Origin of the sequence: Stackebrandtia albiflava, assembly GCF_007994225.1 — a bacterium.
GTDB classification, from domain to species: Bacteria; Actinomycetota; Actinomycetes; order Mycobacteriales; family Micromonosporaceae; genus Stackebrandtia; species Stackebrandtia albiflava.
The window spans coordinates 170,379-188,980 of sequence record NZ_VLLL01000007.1 but is presented as its reverse complement, the minus strand read 5'-3'; the positions used below and the strand labels follow the sequence as shown (position 1 = coordinate 188,980).

The following is an 18,602-nucleotide window of genomic DNA, read 5'->3' as shown; positions in this document are numbered from 1 at the left end:
CGGGCCACGTGGCGGCCTCTCGGCGGGCTTTCGGGGCGGTGAGCTGGCGTGTCACCCGGCGTAGGCTTGGGCGATGCAGTCGAGGTTCCGAATAGCCGCGTATGGGGTGGTGTGGGATTCGCAAGGCCGGATTCTGTTGGCGCGGGCGTCCGAGCGGGCGGTGAATCCGGGATGGTGGTTCCTTCCCGGCGGCGGCGTGAATCACGGTGAGCATCCCAGAGACGCGGTGGTTCGGGAGTTCGCCGAGGAGACCGGCCTGACCGTCGAGGTGGAGCGGGCACGTGACGTGGTGTCGGCGATAGTGGGGGACGAGGTCCACAACAACGGTGTCCTGTTCGACGTCCGGATCACCGGTGGGACGTTGCGTCCCGAGGTGAACGGCACCACCGAGGAGGCCCGCTGGGTGTTCCCGGCCGAGGTGCGGGACGACCCGATGACGCCGTTCGTGGCGATGGTCCTGGGCTTCGGTGATCTGGAATCCCTGACCGTGGAGAAGCAGCCCCAGACTCCCCGGCCGACACCGCCGCGCCGCGCCAAACGGGGACGCCGCCGGCGTGGTCAACGGTTCGGTGTCTACGGCCTCACCACCGACGACGCGGGCCGGGTGCTGTTGGCGCGCATCTCGGACGGGTACCCGGGCGGCGGTTGCTGGCATCTGCCCGGCGGCGGCGTCGACTTCGGGGAACAGCCGAAGGACGCGCTGCTGCGGGAGATCGCCGAGGAGACCGGCCAGGACGCCGAGATAGAGGAGCTGCTGGACGTGACGTCGTTCCGGCACCGCAGGGCCATCGGCCCGGAGGGGTACCCGCTCGACTGGCACGGCGTACGGGCCATCTATCGGACACGTGTGTCGCGGCCGAGCCGCGCCCGGGTGGTGGAGACGGCCGGCGGCTCGACGTCGGAGTCGCGATGGTGGCAGGCCGACCAGGTACCGGGCCTGAAGATGTCGGCGGCGTTGAGCGACGCCCTGCGTATCGCGGGTGACATCACCACCTGACGGCCCCGGAGTGAGATCGAAATGATACGTACCGTGTCGCCGGTTTCATGCCGGTCTGTCACCTATCACACCCCGGTGACCGGATCATCCACCAGGGAGGGCTAGCGAAAGCTTGTGTCGATGTGCCATGGTGTAAGTCGCGCCGGAGAAGTCCGGCGCGGGTCTGCGGCTTCACATGTGCCGCAGGCAACGCGATGACGGCGGGTCGGCCCGGGTCGGTACGGACTCCGGTTCGGCCTTCGCCGTATGAGGAGGAACGATCGTGCGCACGACCCCTTGGCGGCGTCGGCGTGTAAGTGACAGCCCCCGGCCCGCCGGGCGTGGCCTGTCCCGATTGCGTCGCAGCGGTTCGCTCGCGCGCCGATTGGTCACCATTCGGCCGATACACCCGATTCGCACTCTCCGTCGCCGCCGCCCCGACGGCGTGCGGTTGTTGGAGCCCTTCGACCCCGCGGTGGTGCCGGTGAGTCCCGCCCCGGCGGGTCTGGTCGGTGCCGTCCCCACGGTCGACGACCCGGACGCGCCCCCCACCCCGATCCCGTTGCTGCCGGGTGAACCGACCCTGCGGCGGCGCATGTACTTCGCGTTGGCCAACGCGTGCACCCTCGTCAGCATCCTGCTCGGCATGGCCGCGGTGATGCTGTCGCTCGCCGGTGAGGTCCAGGTGGCGGCGGCGCTGCTGCTGGGCTGCATCATCATGGACGCCGTGGACGGGCCGCTCGCGCGCAAGTTCGGTGTCGCGAGCCCGTTCGGCGCGCAGATGGATTCGCTGGCCGACATGTGCTCGTTCGGCATCGCCACGCCGCTGGTGGTGTTCCAGGCGATGAGCGGTGAGCTCCCGAACTGGGCGATCGGCGGCGCGTGCGCGTTGATGGCGGTGTGCGCGGCGATCCGGTTGGCGCGGTTCAACGTCTCCCCGAAGGACGGCCGGTTCTTCTCCGGCGTCCCGACGACGCTCGCGGCGACGGTGCTGGCCATCAGCACGCTGGTGCTCGCGGACGTCAACGTCGTCTTCGCCGCGGGTGTGGCGATGCTGGCCCTGATGATGGTGTCGGGCTTCCCGTACGCCAAGCTGAGCCAGCTCCGGAAGGTTCCGGCGTGGTTGTGGCCGTTGCCGGTGGTGGGCCTCCTCATCGACATCCAGGTGACGTTCCTGGTGCTGGTGGCGGCCTATCTGGTGAGCGGCCCGCTGTTGTGGGCGGTGCACCGCCGCCGCGCCGCCGTGATCTGATTCACGTACTTGGGGCCCCGCCCCGTTCCGCCGACACGGCGACCGGGCGGGGCCTTTCGCATGCCCGGCCGCGGACCCTTGCCGCGTGCCCTCGTGTCTCCCCGCACCCTCTGACCCGCTTGGTCCCCTTCCGGTGGCGCTTGGTCCCCGCCGCGTGCGGGGATCACGCCTGCTGAAGGGACCGAGCACGGCTTGGCGGGGACCAAGCGGAAGGGGGAGGTGGGGCGGGCCACCGAGCACGGAATGGAGCCACTGAGCGCCGGGAACGGGCACCGAGCGCCCGGAACGGGCCACCGAGCCCGGTGCGCGGGCCGGGCGGGAATGGGTACACGGGCATTGCGGGGTGGGAACGCGGAACGGGCCGCCCACCGGTCGGTGGGCGGCCCGTCGTCGGCCGGTGATGTGGCTCAGCTCAGCACGTTCGTGGCGGAGCTCAGCACATCCAGCGTTGGCAGTTCGGCGGCAGGTCGGCGATCGGGAGCTCGCCGTCCGGGGGCGTCTGCGGCCCCCACGGCGGGGTGGTACCGGTGGCGGGCACCCGGTCGTCACGTTCCTTGCCGGTGGAGACCAGGTAGTCGACCGTGGAACCCTTCGGGAGCGAACCGCTCGGTGAGGTGCCGTACACCTCGCCCTTGGCGCACTTCGAACGTTCGCCCTCGACCCGGTTGGGTACCAGGCCGGCGTTCTGGAGCCGGGATTCCGCCTCCTCGGGCGAGACACAGTCCATCGCGGGTACCTGTACGAGGTTCTTGCCGTTGGCCATCGCCTCGTCGGGTTTCTTGAAGTCGACGGTGTCCATGCCCTTGAGCGCGTCTCTCAGCGTGTAGGAGGCGGCCTCGTGCGGCAGGTTGTGCATGTACCCGGGGACTTCCGATTTTCGATAGTCCGGGTCGCCGATGAATCCGGCGGTGGTGGCGTTGGGGGCGCTCGCCACGAACCAGGAGGCCTGGCTGTGATCGGTGGTACCGGTCTTGCCGGCGATCGGGCGGCCCACGATGCTGTTCGCCTGCGAGAAGGTGCCGGTGTTGCACTTGCCGTAGTGGGACTGTTGACCCACCGGGCAGCGCATGGCGTCGGCGGCGGCGTCGGCGACCGCCTTGCTGAGTACCCGTTCGCAGTCGGGTTGTGCCGCGTCGACGGCCTCTCCGGTGGAGGTGGTGATGCTGACCACCGGGAGCGGGTTGCAGTGGATGCCGCCGGAGGCGACGGTGCCGTACGCCTCCGCCATGTCGAGCGCGGTGCTGTCGGCGACGCCCAGGGTGAGTGACCCCCAACGGTCCGGCTCCAGGCACGGCCACTCGTCTTCGGGAAGGTCGGGGTGCTCCTGGCAGCCGGGCTCCGAGTAGTCCCGGTCTACGTAGTTGCGCCATTCGATGCCGAGCCGTTCGGCCATCGCGACGACCTTCTCGGCGCCCACCATCTCGATGAGCTGGACGAAGTAGGTGTTGATCGACCGGCCGAAGGCGTTCCACATGTTGGCGGTGACGTCCTGGTAACTCGGGCTGTCGTTGCCGGGGCACCAGACGTACAGGCCGTCCTTCATCCGGCCGCAGGAGGCGGGACTGGGAGTGCTGCCCGCATAATACTCTTTGGACGGATACGGGCTCTTGTTCCTGAGCGTGAGGTTGAGCGGGATGCCCTCCTCCAGGGCCGCGACCATGGTGAACATCTTGAAGGTCGAGCCGACCTGGAAGCCGGCCCCCGCCTCACTGCCCAGCGGCGCGCCCGACAGCAGCGGCAGCGTGGTGTTGGGGTAGCTGCCCTTGACGTCGTTCGCTCGGAATCTCGGGTTGGTGCTGGGGCCGTTGTCCTTCTGGTCGAGCTTGTAGTCGCGGTTGAGCGCCATCGCCCGGATGTGCCCGGTGGTCGGGTCGAGGGTCACGGTGCCCATCGCCCAGGTGCTGTCCTTGTCGACGCGGCTGGTGACGTGGTTCTGCGCCTTGGCCTGCAGGTCCGACTCCAGGGAGGTCACGATGGTGTAGCCGCCGCGGTTGAGCATCGCCATCCGGTCCTCCGGAGTGCCGCCCAATGCCTCGTTGCCGGCCCACCACTGGGTGAAGTAGTCGCAGAAGAAACCCCAGTCGAGCTTGTCGGCGGGAACCGAGACGCACTTGTTGGGGGCCGCCTGGACGTCCAGTCCGAGTTCGGTGTCCTTGGCCTCGGTGGCCTCCGCGGCGGTGATCGCGCCGGTGCGGACCATCTGGTCGAGCACGTAGTTGCGGCGCGCGACGGCGTTGGTCTGCGCCTCGTCGTTCTCCAGCGTGGGGTCGATGGTGCCGGGGGCCTTGGGGAGCGCGGCCAGCAGCGCCGCCTGCGGGAGGGTCAGTTCGTCGGGGGTGGTGTTGAAGTACGCGTTGGCCGCGGCGTAGATGCCGTACGACTGATTGCCCAGATAGACCAGGTTGAGATACCGCTCCAGGATCTCGTCTTTGGACAGTTCTTTCTCGACCGACACCGCGTAGCGCATCTCGCGGATCTTGCGCTCGGGGGTGTCCTCGGTGGCCTCCAACACCTCGATGTTCGTCTTGGCGTTGTACACCAGTGCCTGTCGCACGTATTGCATGGTCAGCGTCGAGGCGCCCTGTTCCACGCCGTCGGAACTTTGATTTGCCGCCGCCGCACGAATAACCCCGAAGAGGTCTACCCCGTTGTGTTCATAGAAGCGGTTGTCCTCCGCGGCGATGATGGCGTCGATCATGACCGGCGCGATCTCGTCGAGCGGAATCTGCTTCCGGCTCTCATCGAAGAAAGATGTGATCAGTTTGCCGTCTTTGGTGTACACCCACGAGGTCTCGGGCGTCGGAGGTTCCTGCAGAACCGCGGGGAGGTTCTTGAACCCGTCGGCGCTGGTCTTGGCGGTCAATCCCGCCACCGCCAGCGCGGGGAAGGCCGCGGCCGCCACCACCAGACCGGCCAACAGGCCGCAGATCAGCAACGCCGAGGCGTTGGATGCCACGCTTCGGTCCCGGTTCATCCACTGCACCGCCTCACCCTACGGGATCTCCGTGACGCCGCCGCATGGTCGGTTGCGGGGCATTTGGGTAAGAGACGTTTGAGGCCGGTGACATGGTTGCCGACTTCCGTGGATTGAGAGTCGCTAATACTTGCCGTGTGCGGCGAGTAGTCATATAGTTACGAAACGTGCACTGTCCGGAGTTGACGTCACGCGAGGCAGGCCGGCGTCGGCTTCCGTAGTTCACCAGCAGGAGAGGGAACCAGGGGGTTTGGCACATGACGATGATGGTGGAGTGGTCGTCCTTGGCGGCATGCCGTGAAGGTGACCCTGACGCGCTGTTCGTGCAGGGGGCCGAACAGAACGTCGCCAAGAAGGTCTGCAAGGGCTGCCCGGTGCGGATGGAGTGCCTGGCCGACGCGCTCGACAACAACGTCGAGTTCGGCGTCTGGGGCGGAATGACCGAACGGGAGCGCCGTGCGTTGCTGCGCAAGCACCCCGACGTGCGCAGCTGGCGGCGGATCTTCGAGAAGGCGCTCGCCGAGGAGGAGCGGCAACGGCGGTCGCGCACACTCACGACCATCGGGTAGGACGGCAGACGGACGACGGGGGGCTGAACGGCGCGACCGGGCCGTTCGGTTCACCTCCCACTAGACGACGGGGCCTCGGCGGCCGGACGCTACGGCGGAGCGGAACCGGAACCGGCGAGGGCCTCGGCAACGGCACGCAGGTCCTCCAGGTCGTGTACGTCGGCGGCAAACGCCGGTACACGTGCCTGGGGGACGTCGGGGCACGCCGCGGTGAACCGGGCCGCGATGCGCGTCTCCGTCGCCACCTGCGACACCAGCCGGGAATGGACACGGAGCACGTCGGCGGTCGGGGTGTCGTCGCCGGAGTCCTCCAGCGCCTCCACCGCCCCCATGGCGCGTTCGGCCGACAACCCCGTGGCCGCCACCGAATGCGACCGGTTGAGCACGAGGCCCGCCAACGGCATCCTCTCCTCCGTGAGCCGCCTCGTGAAGTACACGGCCTCGCGTATCGCGTCCGGTTCGGGCGCGGCCACCACCAGGAACGCGGTCTGCGGGTTCTGCAACGCCTTGAACGTCGCCTCGGCGCGCGTGCGGAACCCGCCGAACGTGGAGTCGAGCGAGGCGGCGAAGGTCCCGATGTCCGACAACAGCCGGCCGCCGATCACCTTGTTGATGGTGCGGGTGAAGAAGGACATCGACGACGTCATCAGCGAGAACACGCTGTGCCCGCCGCGTGACGACGAGGTCAGCAGTCGCATCATCCGGCCGTCGAGGAACCTGGCCAGCCGGGCGGGCGCGTCCAGGAAGTCCAGCGCCGAACGGGACGGCGGCGTGTCGACGACGATGAGATCCCACTCGTCGCGGGCGCGGAGCTGCGCCAGCTTCTCCATCGCCATGTACTCCTGCGTACCCGCGAAGGTACCGCTCATCGCCTGGTAGAACGGGTTGGCGAAGATCTCGTCGGCCTGTTCCCGTGTCGTGTGGGCGAGCACGACCTCGTCGAACGTCCGTTTCATGTCGAGCATCATGGCGTCGAGCGACCCGTCGACCACCTTCTCGACGCGGCGTGGCGCGTTGTCGAGTTCGGCCAGGCCCAGCGACTGGGCGAGCCGCCGCGCCGGGTCGATGGTCAGCACCACCGTGCGGCGGCCGAACCGTTCAGCGGCGCGCAGTGCCAGCGACGCCGCCGTCGTGGTCTTACCGACCCCGCCCGACCCGCAGCACACGACGACCCGGGTCTGCGGGTCGCCGATCAGGGCGTCGGTGTCGAGCACCTTGGAACGTGTCACCGGGCCTCCCCGTCGAGGTGTTCCCGCAGCAACGCTGCCATCTCATACAAATTGGACAGATCCATGCCGTCGGTGAACAACGGCAGTTCCACCATCGGGCGGCCCAACTCCGACAGTTCGCCGCGCAACCTGTCCTCCACGGCGAGCCGCTGCTGGTGGTCGGCGGCCTCGGCGGCGAGCGCCGCCACGGTCCGCTGGTCGGAGGGCAGGCCAACGGCCGCCAGGTCCCGTTTCAGGCCCGCCTTGGTGACCCGCACACCCGCCAGCAGCGGCGGGTTCACCGAGTTCACGATCACGTCGCCCACCGGCAGTTTCAACGCCGCCAGCTCCGCGAGCGCGTCCGCGGTCTCCTGCACCGGCATCTCCTCCAGCCGGGTCACCACGTGAACCGCCGTCGCGGGGGAGTGCAGCAGCTTCGCCACGCCGTCGCTGTGCGTCCGGATCGGTCCCACCTTCGCCAACTTCGACGCCTCCACCGTCACGTTCAGGAAGCGCGACACCCGCCCGGTGGGCGGCGCGTCCAACACGACCGCGTCGTAGACCCGCCGGCCGTGGTCGGTGCGGGTCGCCGCCTCCTTCACCTTCCCGGTGAGGAGGATGTCCCGCAGCCCCGGCGCGATCGTGGTCGCGAAGTCGATGGCGCCGACCTTGCGCAGCGCCTTGCCCGCCGACCCGAGCTTGTAGAACATCGCCAGGTAGTCGAGCAGAGCCGCCTCCGCGTCCACCGCCAGGGCGAACACCTCGCCGCCGCCGGGCGCGGTCGCCACGTGCCGCTCCGCGTAGGGCAGCGCCGGGGTGTCGAACAGCGACGCCAACGCCTGCCGGCCCTCCACCTCCACCAGCAGCGTCCGGCCACCGGGCGGCGTCAACGCCATGGCCAGGGCGGCCGCGACCGTGGTCTTTCCCACCCCGCCCTTGCCGGTGACTACGTGAAGGTGCGGCACGGGGCCGGCCGCGGCATCCGATGGCATTGGCCCAGCTTAGAGCTCGTGGATCACCGGTGCCCGTTCAGGGAGGCGCGCACGGGGGTGGATCACCCGGCCCCGGGGGTGTTCACTCCACCGGTTCGGTGACCACTCCGCAGACCCGCCACGTCTGGTCGGGGTCGCCCGTCACGACCGCGAACGACCAGCGCTCCGACTCGCCCGTGAGTTCCAGGGTGACGTCGGCGGTGACTATCGCGGTGTCGTCGGTGTTGCTGATCTCGTCGGGTGTCGTCCAGGTGAAGCCGGTCGCCGCGGCCTCGGGCGTGCCCGCCTCCGGCAGCGACTCCAGCAACCGCAGCGCCTCGGTGAGGTCACCGGTCAGCGACTTACAGGTGTAGGAGGCGGCCGCCTGCGGGTCACGGTCGACCAGCAGCGCGGTCAGGAAGCCGTCCACCGACTCGACCGGGCTCTCCCGGCCGGTGCCCTCCCAGGCTCCCGCCAGCCACATCACGCCCAGGACCACGGCGGCCACGAACACCGCGACGGCCGACAGCAGTGCCGCCGCGATCAGGGTGCCCCTGGGAGGCGAGGACGGTTCCTCGGGTTCGACGGTGGTGGTGTCTTCCGGCAGCGGCATGGGGTATTCCTCGCAGGTCCTTGGTACTAACACCGTGGTGGGCGGTGCGGCCCGTCACGTGGGCCGGCGTCGGGGTTCCCGGCGCGGACACCGCGGGCTCCGGCCCACCGACCGCGCGCCCGGCGGTTCCCCGGTCGCGTGGCCGTCACACCGGCGGTACGGACCCGGGAGGCCGGACACCGTGAGGTCACCGGTGGGGGCACCTCGTCATGGATAACGCCTCAACGGGGACGTGGTTGCGGCCACCGCGAAGGTACCGCCCGTGCCGGATCGTTATGCTGCGGCCATGCAGAAATGGGAGTACGCGACCGTGCCGCTGCTGGTACACGCCACCAAGCAGATCCTGGACACCTGGGGCGACGACGGCTGGGAACTGGTGGCCGTGGTGCCCGGTCCCAACGCCGAACAGCTCGTCGCGTACCTGAAGCGTCCGAAGGGGTGACCGGCGTGGACGTGACGGCGAGGCTCACCGAACTCGGAATCACCCTCCCGACCGTGGTGCCGCCGATCGCGGCGTACCAGCCCGCGGTCCGGTCGAGGGACCACGTGTACGTCTCCGGCCAGTTGCCGATCGTCGACGGGGAACTCCTGGCCACCGGCCTCGTCGGTGACGATGTCACCCCGGAACGCGCCGCGGAGCTGGCGCGGGTGTGCGCCCTGAACGGCCTGGCCGCCGTCGAGGCGCTGGTCGGACTGGCGTCGGTCACCCGGATCGTGAAGGTCAACGGGTTCGTGGCGTCGGCTCCCGGGTTCACCGGGCAGCCCGCCGTCATCAACGGCGCCAGCAACCTGTTCGGCGACGTGTTCGGTGAGGCCGGCACCCACGCGCGCAGCGCGGTCGGGGTTGCGGCGCTGCCGCTCGGCGCCCCCGTGGAGGTCGACCTGGTCGTGGAGGTGGCGTGACGGCGTCACGCCCGGAGACCGTCTGAGACCTTGTTCACGGCGGTGGGAGCCGCGGCCACGGCCGCGACCCCGCCGCCGCGGCGCCTTCCCGGGGCGCCGCACCGGAACCCCGCCTCGGTCGTCGGTCCGGAATCACCTGCCGTTTCGGCCGGTCTCACCGCCTGATCTCAGCGACCTGTCAGCTCTGCCACGTAGTCTCGCTCACGTGACGACCGTTACGGAACATGTGATGGGGACGCCACCTTGGGTCACGCTGATCCGCGCCCCCAACCCCGGGCCGATGACGCTTGACGGCACCAACACCTGGCTCATACCCCCGCGCGGCGGCGACGCCGCGCTCGTCGTCGACCCCGGACCCGACATCGAGACCCACCTGTCGGCGCTGGCGGCCCACGGACCGATCCGCGGGTTCCTGCTGACCCACCACCACCCCGACCACGCCGCCGGTGTCGCGCGTTTCACCGCGCTCACCGGCGCCCCACGGGTCGATCCCGCACCGGGGGAGTCGCTGCGGCACGGCGACCTCGTCGTCACCACCCTCGCCACCCCCGGTCACACACGTGACTCGCTGTCGTTCCGGGTGTCGGGCGCCGCCGACGCCGTGTTCACCGGCGACACCGTCCTGGGACGCGGCACCACCTCGGTGCTGTGGCCCGACGGTGACCTCGGCGCCTACCTGTCCAGCCTCAGGCTGCTCGCGGAACAGGGACCGATCCCGGTGCTGCCGGGTCACGGCCCGGTACTGCCGGACGTGTCGGCCGCCGCCGCCGCGTACCTGCGTCACCGGCGGGACCGCCTGGAACAGGTCCGGGCCGCGCGGCGGGCGGGCGCCGTCACCGCCCGCGACGTCGTCGAGATCGTGTACGCCGACGTCGACCGGGCCGTGTGGCCCGCCGCCGAGGCGACCGTCGCGGCGCAACTGGCGTACCTGGACCGTGGTGACGGGGAACATATCGCCGGTCCCGATGGTTGGGGTGGGCGTGAGTAACGGACAACCGCGGCCCGGGTCGAGGAGGCCGATCCCGTCGCGGTCGGAGGGGGTGCGATGACCTGCCCGTTCTGCGGGACCGTCGTGGTCGTGCCGGGAGCCCGGTACTGCCACAACTGCGGCGGCCCGCTCTCCCCGGTCGCCTCGATGCCCGCCACGGAACGCCGCGTCGTTACCGTGCTGTTCTGCGACCTCTCAGACTTCACGGCCTGGTCGGAGGACCAGGACCCGGAACGGGTCGGCGCGGTCACCGACATGGTCCTGGCCGAGTGCGCCAAGGCCGTCAACGAGTACGGCGGCCACGTCGACAAGCTCACCGGAGACGGCCTGATGGCGGTGTTCGGGGCGCCCATCGCCCACGACGACGACGCCGAACGCGCCGTCCGGGCCGCGCAGCGGATGCGGCGCGCGGTGCGCAGCCTGTTGAAGACCGAGTCCGGCGGCGGGGTGCCGCTGGGTCTGCGGGTCGGCCTGCGGTCGGGTCTCGTCGTGGCCGGTATGCAGGCGTCGGTCGAGTACACCGTCATCGGCGACACCGTCAACACCGCCGCGCGGCTCGCGGACGCCGCGGCCGTCGGCACCGTCTACGCCAGCGCCGAGACCGTCACCGCGACCCGGCACGTCGCCGCCTGGCGGCGGTTGACGCCGCTGCGGTTGAAGGGCAAGCGCAAGCCGGTCGAGGTCTACGAGCTGCTGGGCCTGCACGACGAGCCCGGCATCCGCGCCGGCCTCGGAGACCAGGCCCCGTTCGTGGGCCGTGGCCCCGAGATGGGCCGCATCTCCGGCCGCCTGGAGGCCGTCATCGACCGCAACGAGCCCATCTCGGTCGTGATGACCGGTGACGCCGGGCTCGGCAAGACCAGGTTCGCGTTGGAGTCGGCGCGGCTGGCCACCAGTCGCGGCGCGCGGGTCCTGTCGGTCCGGGCCGCCGCCTACGGCCAGGGTTACCGGCTCGGCCCGCTGGCGGACCTGGTCCGCAAGGCCATCGGTCTGTCGATCAGCGAGGACCGGGAGGCCGCGGAGCGGCAGTTGCGCCGCATCGTCGAGCGGCACGCCGCCGCCGGATACGACACCAGCGCCCTCAACGTGGAGTTGCTGCTGTCGGTCCTGGGGTTCGGTCCGGCACCGCAGCCGGCGAACCGGCCGTCCGACAGCGCCCACGCCGACGTTGACGCCGAGGCGGTCCCGGCGGTGGTGGCGGACCTGTTCAACCTCATGGCGCGTGAGACGCCCCTCATGTTGATCGTCGACGATCTGCACGCGGCCACGCCGCAGGCGTTGAACCTGCTCAGTGCCGCCGTGGCGCGGTTGTCGGGCCCGATCCTGGTGTTGATCCTGGGCCGCCCGGACCTGGTGCGTACCGCCGGTGTGTTGACCCGGATATCCGAGGCCGAGGCGTACACGCTCACCCCGTTGCGGGGCGCGGACGCCGCGAGGTTGTTGTCGGCGTTCTGCGACAACGGCCAGGTCGATCCGGAGGACGAGTCGCTGCTGCTGGCGACCGCCCAGGGCAACCCCTACTACCTGGCCGAACTGGTCACGTTGCTGACCGAGCGCGGCATGCTGACCGAGTCCGACGGGGTGTGGCACCTCGCGCCGGGTTCCCTGACCGGCAGGCTGCTGTCGGCCGACCTGGCGAAGGTCCTCACCGCCCGTATCGACAGTCTTCCTCCGACCGCCCGGCAGTTGTTGCGGGAGGTCGCCGTCGTCGGCGACACCATCCCGGAGGCGGCACTGGAGGTGTTCGCGGGCACCCTCAACGGCGACTTCGACGCGGCGATGGAGGAACTGCTCTCCCGCAGGATGTTGCGCCGCCGCACCCACGGCGGATACCGGTTCGTCACCCCGTTGATGCGGGAGGCCGCGTACGCCGGCCTGGGACGCGCCGACCTGGCCGACCGGCACGCCCGCCTGGCGCGGTGGGCGGTCGACACCGACCGGCTGGCGCCGCAGCAGGCCGACGAGTTCGTCATCAGTCACGGCACGAAGGCGATCGACCTGGCCGACACGATGCGGCTGCGGCCCACCGCCGCCGCCTACCGGATCTCCGACGAGTGCGTCGCCGCGTACGGGCGGGCGGCGTCGCGGGCGATGGACGCGGCCGAACCGGACGACGCGTTGCGGCTGCTGACCGAGTCGGAGCGGATCGCGCCGCTGGCGGTCCCGGATCAACTGGTCCGGGTGCGCGCCCGGTTGCGGCTGGGCCGCACCGGTGAGGCGCTCGCCGGTCTGGAGGCCCTGGCGTCCCGGCTGGGCGTCACCCTGTCCGGGGACGGTGTCGCCGACATCGGCCCCGACGACGCGACCGCGGTGGCGCGGACGCTGCTGCTGGCGGGGCGCGCGTACCGGGCCGACGGTGAACAGGACCGCGCGGCCGTCTCGTGGCGGCACGCCTGGGAACTGGCCGACCGCGCCGGCCTGGCCAACGAACAGACCGACGCCCTGTGCCGGCTCGGAATGCTGGACTACCTGGGCGGGCGGCTTCGCCGCGCCGAGGAGCGTTTCACCACGGCATTGGAGGTGGCCACCGGAGCCGAGGACGGCAGGGCGCAGGCGTGGGCCTTGCAGCACCTGGCGTGGGTCCAGACCAGCCGGGGCGACTTCGCCGCCGCCGACGCCTCACTGGGGCGGGCGGCCAGGCTGTTCGCGGCGCAACGGGACCGGATCGGCCGCGCGTGGGTGCGCAGTTCGGCGGCGTTCACGCGGTTGCTCGCGGGACGGTTGCGGGAGGCCGCGCGGCTCGCGGAGGCGTTCCGGCCGTTCGGTGAGCAGGTCGGTGACGCCTGGGCGGTGGGCATGCTGCGGGCCGTCAACGCGTACAGCGCGGTCGAGCTCGGCGAGATCGCGCAGGCCGACGCGATGGCCAGGCGCGCCTTCGCCGCCTTCGACCGGATCGGCGACGTGTGGGGCCGCGGTTTCACGCTGGTGGTCCGGGCGACCATAGCCCGTGAACTCGGCGAACCGGAGCACGCGCTGGAGCTGCTGGACGAGGCGCAGGCGTTCGCGGAGGAGGCCGGGCATCCGCTGCTCAACGGCATGGCCTTGACGTTGCGGGGCCACTGCCTGCTCGGCATGGGCGACGCCGCCGGTGCCGAGGCCGCCGCGCGCCGCACCCTGTCGCTGGCCGTGCCGCACGAGGTGCTGGAGCCGGTCAAGGTGGGGCCGATGTCGTTGCTGGCCGAGGCGAGACTCGCCCAGGGAGACCGGACGGCGGCGCTTCGGTGGCTCGCGGACGTCTCCAAGGCGTACACGTCTCCGGCGTTGCTGTACTCGCGGCGGCGGGTGGTCGCCAGGTACGCGCAGTTGCTGCTCGAAGACGGGCAGCATGACGCCGCCCGGCGGTGGGCGTTGCGGGCGCTGCGGGCTCCCGGCGAGGACGCGGCCTCGGAGGAGTTCGCGACCCGGGTAGCGATCGATTCCGGTGTGGACACCGCACGGGCCGCCGGGTCGATGGTGCCGGCGTCCTGACCGGTGTCGCGGCGCGGGTGAGCCACACGATCGGGTGCGGAGATGTGTAGTGTGCAGTGGCGACCCGGTTTCCGGTGCCGCCCGGTGTGCGGCCGGTCCGGCCAGGCGCCTGTACGCGCGGCGCGACATGCGCTCTGACGACGTGAATTTCAACCAGAAGGTCACGCGCTTATGGCCGAACGGCATACACCACGTGCGCGCCGGTGCTCTAACTTAGCGAACGTGAGCATGATGGCACCACACGACCACACATGGCCCACCAATGCCGACTTCCCGGACCTGACGGACGTCACGGTCATCGCCAGAGGGGCTCACGCGACGGTCTACCGCGCCCACCAGGTGTCCGCCCGCCGGGATGTGGCGCTCAAAGTGGACAATCGTGCGGTGTCCAGTCCCGCCGAGCGGGACAGGTTCGCGCAGGAGACCGAGGCGGTCAGGCGGCTGGGTGAACACCCCGGCATCATCGACGTCTACGACGCCGATGTGACACCCGCGGGCCTGCCGTACACCGTCACCCAGTTGTGCCGCGGCTCCTACGCCGACCACCTGGCCCGTCACGGCGCGTTGCCGCCCGACGACGTGCAGCGCATCGGGATCCGGATCGCCGACGCGCTCGCCCTGGCCCACGAACACCGCGTCCTGCACCGCGACATCAAACCCGCCAACCTGCTCATCGACCAGGACGGCGAACCCGTGCTCGCCGACTTCGGGGTCGCCACCCTGATGGAACCCCGCCCCGGCGAACAGGTGTCACGCGCCGCCATGACTCCCGCCTACGCTCCACTGGAGACGTTCCACCTGCGGCCCTCCGGCGAGGCCGGTGACGTGTACTCCCTCGCCGCGACCCTCTACGCCCTGCTCAGCGGACACCCGCCCCGGTTCCCCGCGGACGACCGGGAGTTCGGCCTCGACGACGTCATGGCACTGTTCGGCGAGCCCATCGCCGACATCCCGGGCGTCTCCCAGGTGATGCTGGGAATGCTGCGGGCGGCCATGACGAACAATCCGGCCGGGCGGCCCTCCGCGATGCAGTTCCGCGACATGCTCGACAGCGTGCCGATGGCGGCCGCCACCACGACCATCCCGGCGGTACGGCCACCCGCCGACCTGGAACCCGTGGCACGGCCGCCCGCCGAGGCGGCCCCCCCGGTCCGGCCGCCCGCCGAGCGGGAACCGGCCGCCGTGACGGCCTCGGCCCCCGCCCAGACCGAATGGGCGCAGGAGGTCAAGCCCCCCTCACCGTCACCGCGCCGACCTCAACCGACCCCCCACCAGGCATGGGGCCGCCCCGCCACCGCACCCATGCCACCGGCGCCCCGGACCCCGCACGACGAACCCGCCTCCGGCGAGGCGCCCTGGCGGGACCCCGCCGACGACGCCCGACTGCCCGTCCCCATGCCGTCCCGGGAACTGCTCACCAGGCGGGAACGCCGCATCGCCGAACGCGGCGGCAAGGAGTCGGGTGGGCTGGGCCAACTCCTCCTGGTCGGAGGCATCGCCATCGCGATCATCGTGGCGGCGCTCGCCGGAGGGCTGTGGCTCATAAACAGCGACGACGACCCGACACTGCCGGAGGAGACCCGGGCCGACACCGAGACGGGTTGCGTCGTCGAGGAGTTCGGCGTCGCGTGCCTGAGCGAACCGCTGTGCTTCACCGGCGTGCTCGTCGACGGCGACGACATGGCCGCCGCCGAGGCGGTGTCCTGCGAGGAGGCCCACGACTGGGAGGCGTACGCCAAGGGGGAGCTGCCGGAGGACATCTCGGGCGCCACCTACGGCGACGTCATCCGCGTCGACGCGGTCAAACAGTCGTGCCTGGCACCGGTGAGCGAGAGCCCGCTCATGGCGTTGCTGGGCAACTCCGCGGCCGACTGGCAGTCGGACGTCCTACCGCCCACCGCCGCGCAGTTCGAGGAGGGCAACCGGGAGTTCCTGTGCGTCGCGGGTCCCCGCAACGGCGAACCGACCTCCGGGAGCCTGTTCGCCACCGGCTGACCGGCACGGCCGGGTCTTCCGGCCCGGTTCACGCCCCGAGAGGGCGGAACGGCGACGCGCGCCCCGCCGGAGTCGGCGAGGCGCGCGTGACGCGTCGTGTGCGGAGCCGCCGGGTCAGACCCGGGCGCGGCGGGCGAGACGTTCGGGGTCGAGGATGATGACGCTCTTGCCGTCCAACCGCAGCCAACCTCGGCCGGCGAAGTCGGCGAGCGCCTTGTTCACGGTCTCGCGGGAGGCGCCGACCAGCTGGGCCAGCTCCTCCTGGGTCAGGTCGTGGGTGACGCGCAGCACGCCGCCGTCACGGGTGCCGAACCGGCTGGCCATCTGCAGCAGCGACTTCGCGACCCGGCCGGGCACGTCCGTGAAGATCAGGTCGGCCATCAGGTCGTTGGTGCGACGCAGCCGCCGCGCGATCACCCGAAGCAACTGCTCGGCGATCTCCGGCCGATCGGTCAGCCAGGGCCGCAACGAGGACTTGCTCAGCTTCGCCAACCGCAGGTCGGTGAGCGCGGTCGCCGTGGCGGTGCGCGGTCCCGGGTCGAACAGGGACAGTTCACCGAACATGTCGGACGGACCCATCACGGCCAGCAGGTTCTGCCGGCCGTCCGCCGAACGGCGTCCCAGCTTCACCTTGCCGGACAGCACGATGTAGAGACTGTCGCCCGGTTCACTCTCGGTGAAGACGGTCTGCCCCTTCTTCACCTCGACGTGTTCGAGTTCCTTGGAAAGCGCCTCGACCGCCTCGGGGTTCACACCCTGAAACAGTCCGGCCCGGGTCAATATCTCGTCCATCCCTGCACACCTCCTACTAGCGCACACACCGCGCAGCCCCGAGTGTATGCCCATCCAGCGATCTTTAGGGCCGAGGCCCGGAAGATTTGTCCTGTCAGGTGTGGACGCTCCCACCTGGCTTTTCGTCCGTGTCCGGGTCGCTGCGACCCGTGCCGACCGGATTCGGTTACGACCTTATCTCTGCTGATTTAATGTCCGCCACAAGAACCTCGGTACGTGACGTGGAGCGTAATCTTCACAGCACACCCGCCAGACTCAGCCGCCACACCGCTCGATGTGCCGAAAGGACCGCGATGAGTGCTCGTCCGCCCGCCCCCGGCGGCACCCCCCGAACCGGAAGTCCCTCGGAGACCGGCGTGATGCCGGCGATCTTCGACGCCGGTGTCACCGGCGGGGCCGGTCGCCGGCTCGTCGCCGTCTACTACACCGTGAACCTGGTCGTGACCTGCCTCGTCGCCCTCGCGCTCGTCCTCACCGGCGTGCTGTGGGTCGTCGGCGGCGACGCGGTGGGCTGGCTCGCCGTCGTCCTCGGCCCCGCCGTGTGCCTGGCGTGGTTGCTGCGGGTGCGCCTCGCCGCCGAACTCGCCGTCGCCAGGTTCGACATCCGCGCCGACCTGCGGGAACTGCGCGACCACCACACCGGCTGAGACGTCAGCTGCAGTCCTGCGTGTCCACCGACACGGTCGCCGACCGCCCCAACTCCATGACCGGTGCCGCCTCCGACATCGTCAACGCGTAACCGGTCTCGTCGTCGTCGATGGCCGCGGCGAAGATCACCCCGTACACCTCACCGGCGGCGGACAACAACGGTCCGCCCGAGTTGCCGCTGACGACCGTGGCGCGCAGCGAGTACACCTCGCGGGTCACGTCCGCGGTGCCGTAGATGTTGGGACCGGTGACGTCCCGCATCTCCCGGATCCGCGACGGTGTCGCCGTGTACGGGCCGCCCTGCGGGTACCCGAGCACGATGGTGTCCTCGCCCGGCTCGGCGGCCGTCTCCAACAACGGCATCGGCGGCGCCTCCAGACCCGGGACCCGCAGCACCGCCAGGTCACGCTGTGGGTCGTAGACGACGACCTCGGCGGCCATCGCCCCCTGCGCCGTCGCGACCGCCACCGAGTCGGTGCCCGCCACCACGTGCGCGTTGGTCATGACCAGCTCGTCGTCGTAGACGAAACTGGATCCCTCGATGTGACGGTCGCACTGCGGGGCCTCGCCCATCACCTTCAACACCGAGACCTGCGCCTCCCGCACCACCGGCGACGCCGCCAGTTCCGGGTCCGGGGGATCGACCGGCTGTACCTCCGTCGGATCCAGGCCCGCGAACACGTCGGGGAAGCCGTTGGTGTCCACCGAATCGCGCAACGCCTCGTACACGCCCCGCACCGGCGCGGGCATGTTCTCGTCCACCGCCACCACGATCGCGCTGTTGCGCACCGCCGCCGCGACACCCGGGATACCCGACGACGCCAACGGGGCCGCCACCATCCACGCCACCAGCAGCACCGCCAGGATCGACACCAGCGTGCCGCCCGCCTCGTCGAGCCGCCGCGCCACCTTGCCCGTGATGCCGCGCCGCAGTCGCACCCCGATCAACGACGCCAGCCACTGACCGAACAGCGCCAGCCCGAACACCGTCGCCAGCGCGAGGATCACCCGGGCGAGCGGTTCCCGGGACAGCTCCACGATGACCGGTGCCAGCCGCACCCCGATCAACGCCGCGCCGAAGAAACCCGCGAACGACAACGCGCCCACGATGAACCCCTGCCGGTGGCCGTTGATCGCGAACAGCAACGCCAGCAGGACGATCAGGACGTCGACGACGATGCCACCGTTCACCATGCCTCCCAAGCTGCCACCGCGCGCCGTCCGACCGGAGCCGATTACCCGGCG

The 18,602-nt window shown here is 70.6% G+C and carries 15 protein-coding genes; 9 read left to right on the top strand and 6 right to left on the bottom strand.

Annotated features, from left to right (window positions below; translation table 11 throughout):
• Positions 1-73 precede the first annotated feature (73 nt).
• Positions 74-997 carry an NUDIX hydrolase gene (locus tag LX16_RS19785; protein WP_147141299.1) on the top strand — a complete coding sequence of 308 codons (924 nt, stop codon included), beginning with the start codon at positions 74-76 and terminating at the stop codon, positions 995-997.
• Positions 998-1,331: 334 nt separating this feature from the next.
• Positions 1,332-2,228: a CDP-alcohol phosphatidyltransferase family protein gene (locus LX16_RS19780; RefSeq protein ID WP_147142049.1), complete on the top strand. Its 897-nt coding sequence runs from the start codon at positions 1,332-1,334 to the stop codon at positions 2,226-2,228.
• A gap of 433 nt (positions 2,229-2,661) precedes the next feature.
• Here LX16_RS19780 and LX16_RS19775 read toward each other — a convergent pair whose 3' ends face one another.
• Positions 2,662-5,184, bottom strand: coding sequence for a transglycosylase domain-containing protein (locus tag LX16_RS19775; RefSeq protein WP_158645664.1), 2,523 nt, complete (start codon positions 5,182-5,184; stop codon positions 2,662-2,664).
• Positions 5,185-5,459: 275 nt separating this feature from the next.
• Between LX16_RS19775 and LX16_RS19770 the strand changes: the two genes are divergently transcribed.
• Entirely contained in the window at positions 5,460-5,771 is a 312-nt protein-coding gene (locus LX16_RS19770; RefSeq protein ID WP_147141292.1) for a WhiB family transcriptional regulator, read from the top strand.
• Between the two features lie 89 nt (positions 5,772-5,860).
• Here LX16_RS19770 and bagB read toward each other — a convergent pair whose 3' ends face one another.
• The 3 genes from bagB to LX16_RS19755 all read right to left on the bottom strand — a co-directional run bounded on the left by bagB (position 5,861) and on the right by LX16_RS19755 (position 8,563).
• A complete protein-coding gene (gene bagB / locus LX16_RS19765) occupies positions 5,861-7,000 on the bottom strand; it encodes an ArsA family ATPase (RefSeq protein WP_147141288.1) in 1,140 nt (379 codons plus the stop codon).
• Positions 6,997-7,971 carry an ATPase BagA gene (gene bagA / locus LX16_RS19760; protein WP_147141285.1) on the bottom strand — a complete coding sequence of 325 codons (975 nt, stop codon included), beginning with the start codon at positions 7,969-7,971 and terminating at the stop codon, positions 6,997-6,999. The genes bagB and bagA overlap by 4 nt, the downstream gene beginning before the upstream one ends.
• A gap of 82 nt (positions 7,972-8,053) precedes the next feature.
• Complete coding sequence (locus tag LX16_RS19755) at positions 8,054-8,563, bottom strand: Rv0361 family membrane protein (protein ID WP_147141282.1); 510 nt, start codon at positions 8,561-8,563, stop codon at positions 8,054-8,056.
• A gap of 286 nt (positions 8,564-8,849) precedes the next feature.
• Here LX16_RS19755 and sp36 point away from each other — a divergent pair, with 286 nt between their 5' ends.
• From sp36 to LX16_RS19735, 5 genes are all read left to right on the top strand, one after another.
• On the top strand, positions 8,850-9,005 hold the full coding sequence (gene sp36 / locus LX16_RS27225; protein ID WP_211354634.1) for a Sp36 family protein: 156 nt from the start codon (positions 8,850-8,852) through the stop codon (positions 9,003-9,005).
• A 5-nt stretch (positions 9,006-9,010) separates the two neighbouring features.
• A complete protein-coding gene (locus tag LX16_RS19750; RefSeq protein WP_211354670.1) occupies positions 9,011-9,466 on the top strand; it encodes a RidA family protein in 456 nt (151 codons plus the stop codon).
• A gap of 229 nt (positions 9,467-9,695) precedes the next feature.
• Positions 9,696-10,454 carry an MBL fold metallo-hydrolase gene (locus LX16_RS19745; RefSeq protein ID WP_147141276.1) on the top strand — a complete coding sequence of 253 codons (759 nt, stop codon included), beginning with the start codon at positions 9,696-9,698 and terminating at the stop codon, positions 10,452-10,454.
• A gap of 57 nt (positions 10,455-10,511) precedes the next feature.
• A complete protein-coding gene (locus LX16_RS19740; protein WP_147141273.1) occupies positions 10,512-13,922 on the top strand; it encodes an adenylate/guanylate cyclase domain-containing protein in 3,411 nt (1,136 codons plus the stop codon).
• Between the two features lie 228 nt (positions 13,923-14,150).
• Positions 14,151-15,917 carry a serine/threonine-protein kinase gene (locus LX16_RS19735; protein WP_244615923.1) on the top strand — a complete coding sequence of 589 codons (1,767 nt, stop codon included), beginning with the start codon at positions 14,151-14,153 and terminating at the stop codon, positions 15,915-15,917.
• A gap of 114 nt (positions 15,918-16,031) precedes the next feature.
• Here LX16_RS19735 and LX16_RS19730 read toward each other — a convergent pair whose 3' ends face one another.
• Positions 16,032-16,709 carry a Crp/Fnr family transcriptional regulator gene (locus tag LX16_RS19730; protein WP_147141266.1) on the bottom strand — a complete coding sequence of 226 codons (678 nt, stop codon included), beginning with the start codon at positions 16,707-16,709 and terminating at the stop codon, positions 16,032-16,034.
• Positions 16,710-17,002: 293 nt separating this feature from the next.
• On the opposite strand from LX16_RS19730, the gene LX16_RS19725 reads away from it, so the two are divergent.
• On the top strand, positions 17,003-17,356 hold the full coding sequence (locus LX16_RS19725) for a DUF4282 domain-containing protein (protein WP_158645662.1): 354 nt from the start codon (positions 17,003-17,005) through the stop codon (positions 17,354-17,356).
• 4 nt (positions 17,357-17,360) lie between these two features.
• On the opposite strand, the gene LX16_RS19720 is transcribed toward LX16_RS19725, so the two are convergent.
• Positions 17,361-18,551: a MarP family serine protease gene (locus tag LX16_RS19720; protein WP_147141261.1), complete on the bottom strand. Its 1,191-nt coding sequence runs from the start codon at positions 18,549-18,551 to the stop codon at positions 17,361-17,363.
• Positions 18,552-18,602: the final 51 nt, after the last annotated feature.

What these genes read in the sequence shown, in the direction of transcription:
- LX16_RS19785 (WP_147141299.1), top strand. Translation starts at nt 74, where the DNA reads ATGCAGTCGAGGTTCCGAATAGCCGCGTATGGGGTGGTGTGGGATTCG.
- LX16_RS19770 (WP_147141292.1), top strand. Translation starts at nt 5,460, where the DNA reads ATGACGATGATGGTGGAGTGGTCGTCCTTGGCGGCATGCCGTGAAGGT.
- bagA (WP_147141285.1), bottom strand. Translation starts at nt 7,971, where the DNA reads ATGCCATCGGATGCCGCGGCCGGCCCCGTGCCGCACCTTCACGTAGTC.
- LX16_RS19755 (WP_147141282.1), bottom strand. Translation starts at nt 8,563, where the DNA reads ATGCCGCTGCCGGAAGACACCACCACCGTCGAACCCGAGGAACCGTCC.
- sp36 (WP_211354634.1), top strand. Translation starts at nt 8,850, where the DNA reads ATGCAGAAATGGGAGTACGCGACCGTGCCGCTGCTGGTACACGCCACC.
- LX16_RS19745 (WP_147141276.1), top strand. Translation starts at nt 9,696, where the DNA reads ATGGGGACGCCACCTTGGGTCACGCTGATCCGCGCCCCCAACCCCGGG.
- LX16_RS19740 (WP_147141273.1), top strand. Translation starts at nt 10,512, where the DNA reads ATGACCTGCCCGTTCTGCGGGACCGTCGTGGTCGTGCCGGGAGCCCGG.
- LX16_RS19735 (WP_244615923.1), top strand. Translation starts at nt 14,151, where the DNA reads ATGATGGCACCACACGACCACACATGGCCCACCAATGCCGACTTCCCG.
- LX16_RS19730 (WP_147141266.1), bottom strand. Translation starts at nt 16,709, where the DNA reads ATGGACGAGATATTGACCCGGGCCGGACTGTTTCAGGGTGTGAACCCC.
- LX16_RS19725 (WP_158645662.1), top strand. Translation starts at nt 17,003, where the DNA reads ATGAGTGCTCGTCCGCCCGCCCCCGGCGGCACCCCCCGAACCGGAAGT.
- LX16_RS19720 (WP_147141261.1), bottom strand. Translation starts at nt 18,551, where the DNA reads ATGGTGAACGGTGGCATCGTCGTCGACGTCCTGATCGTCCTGCTGGCG.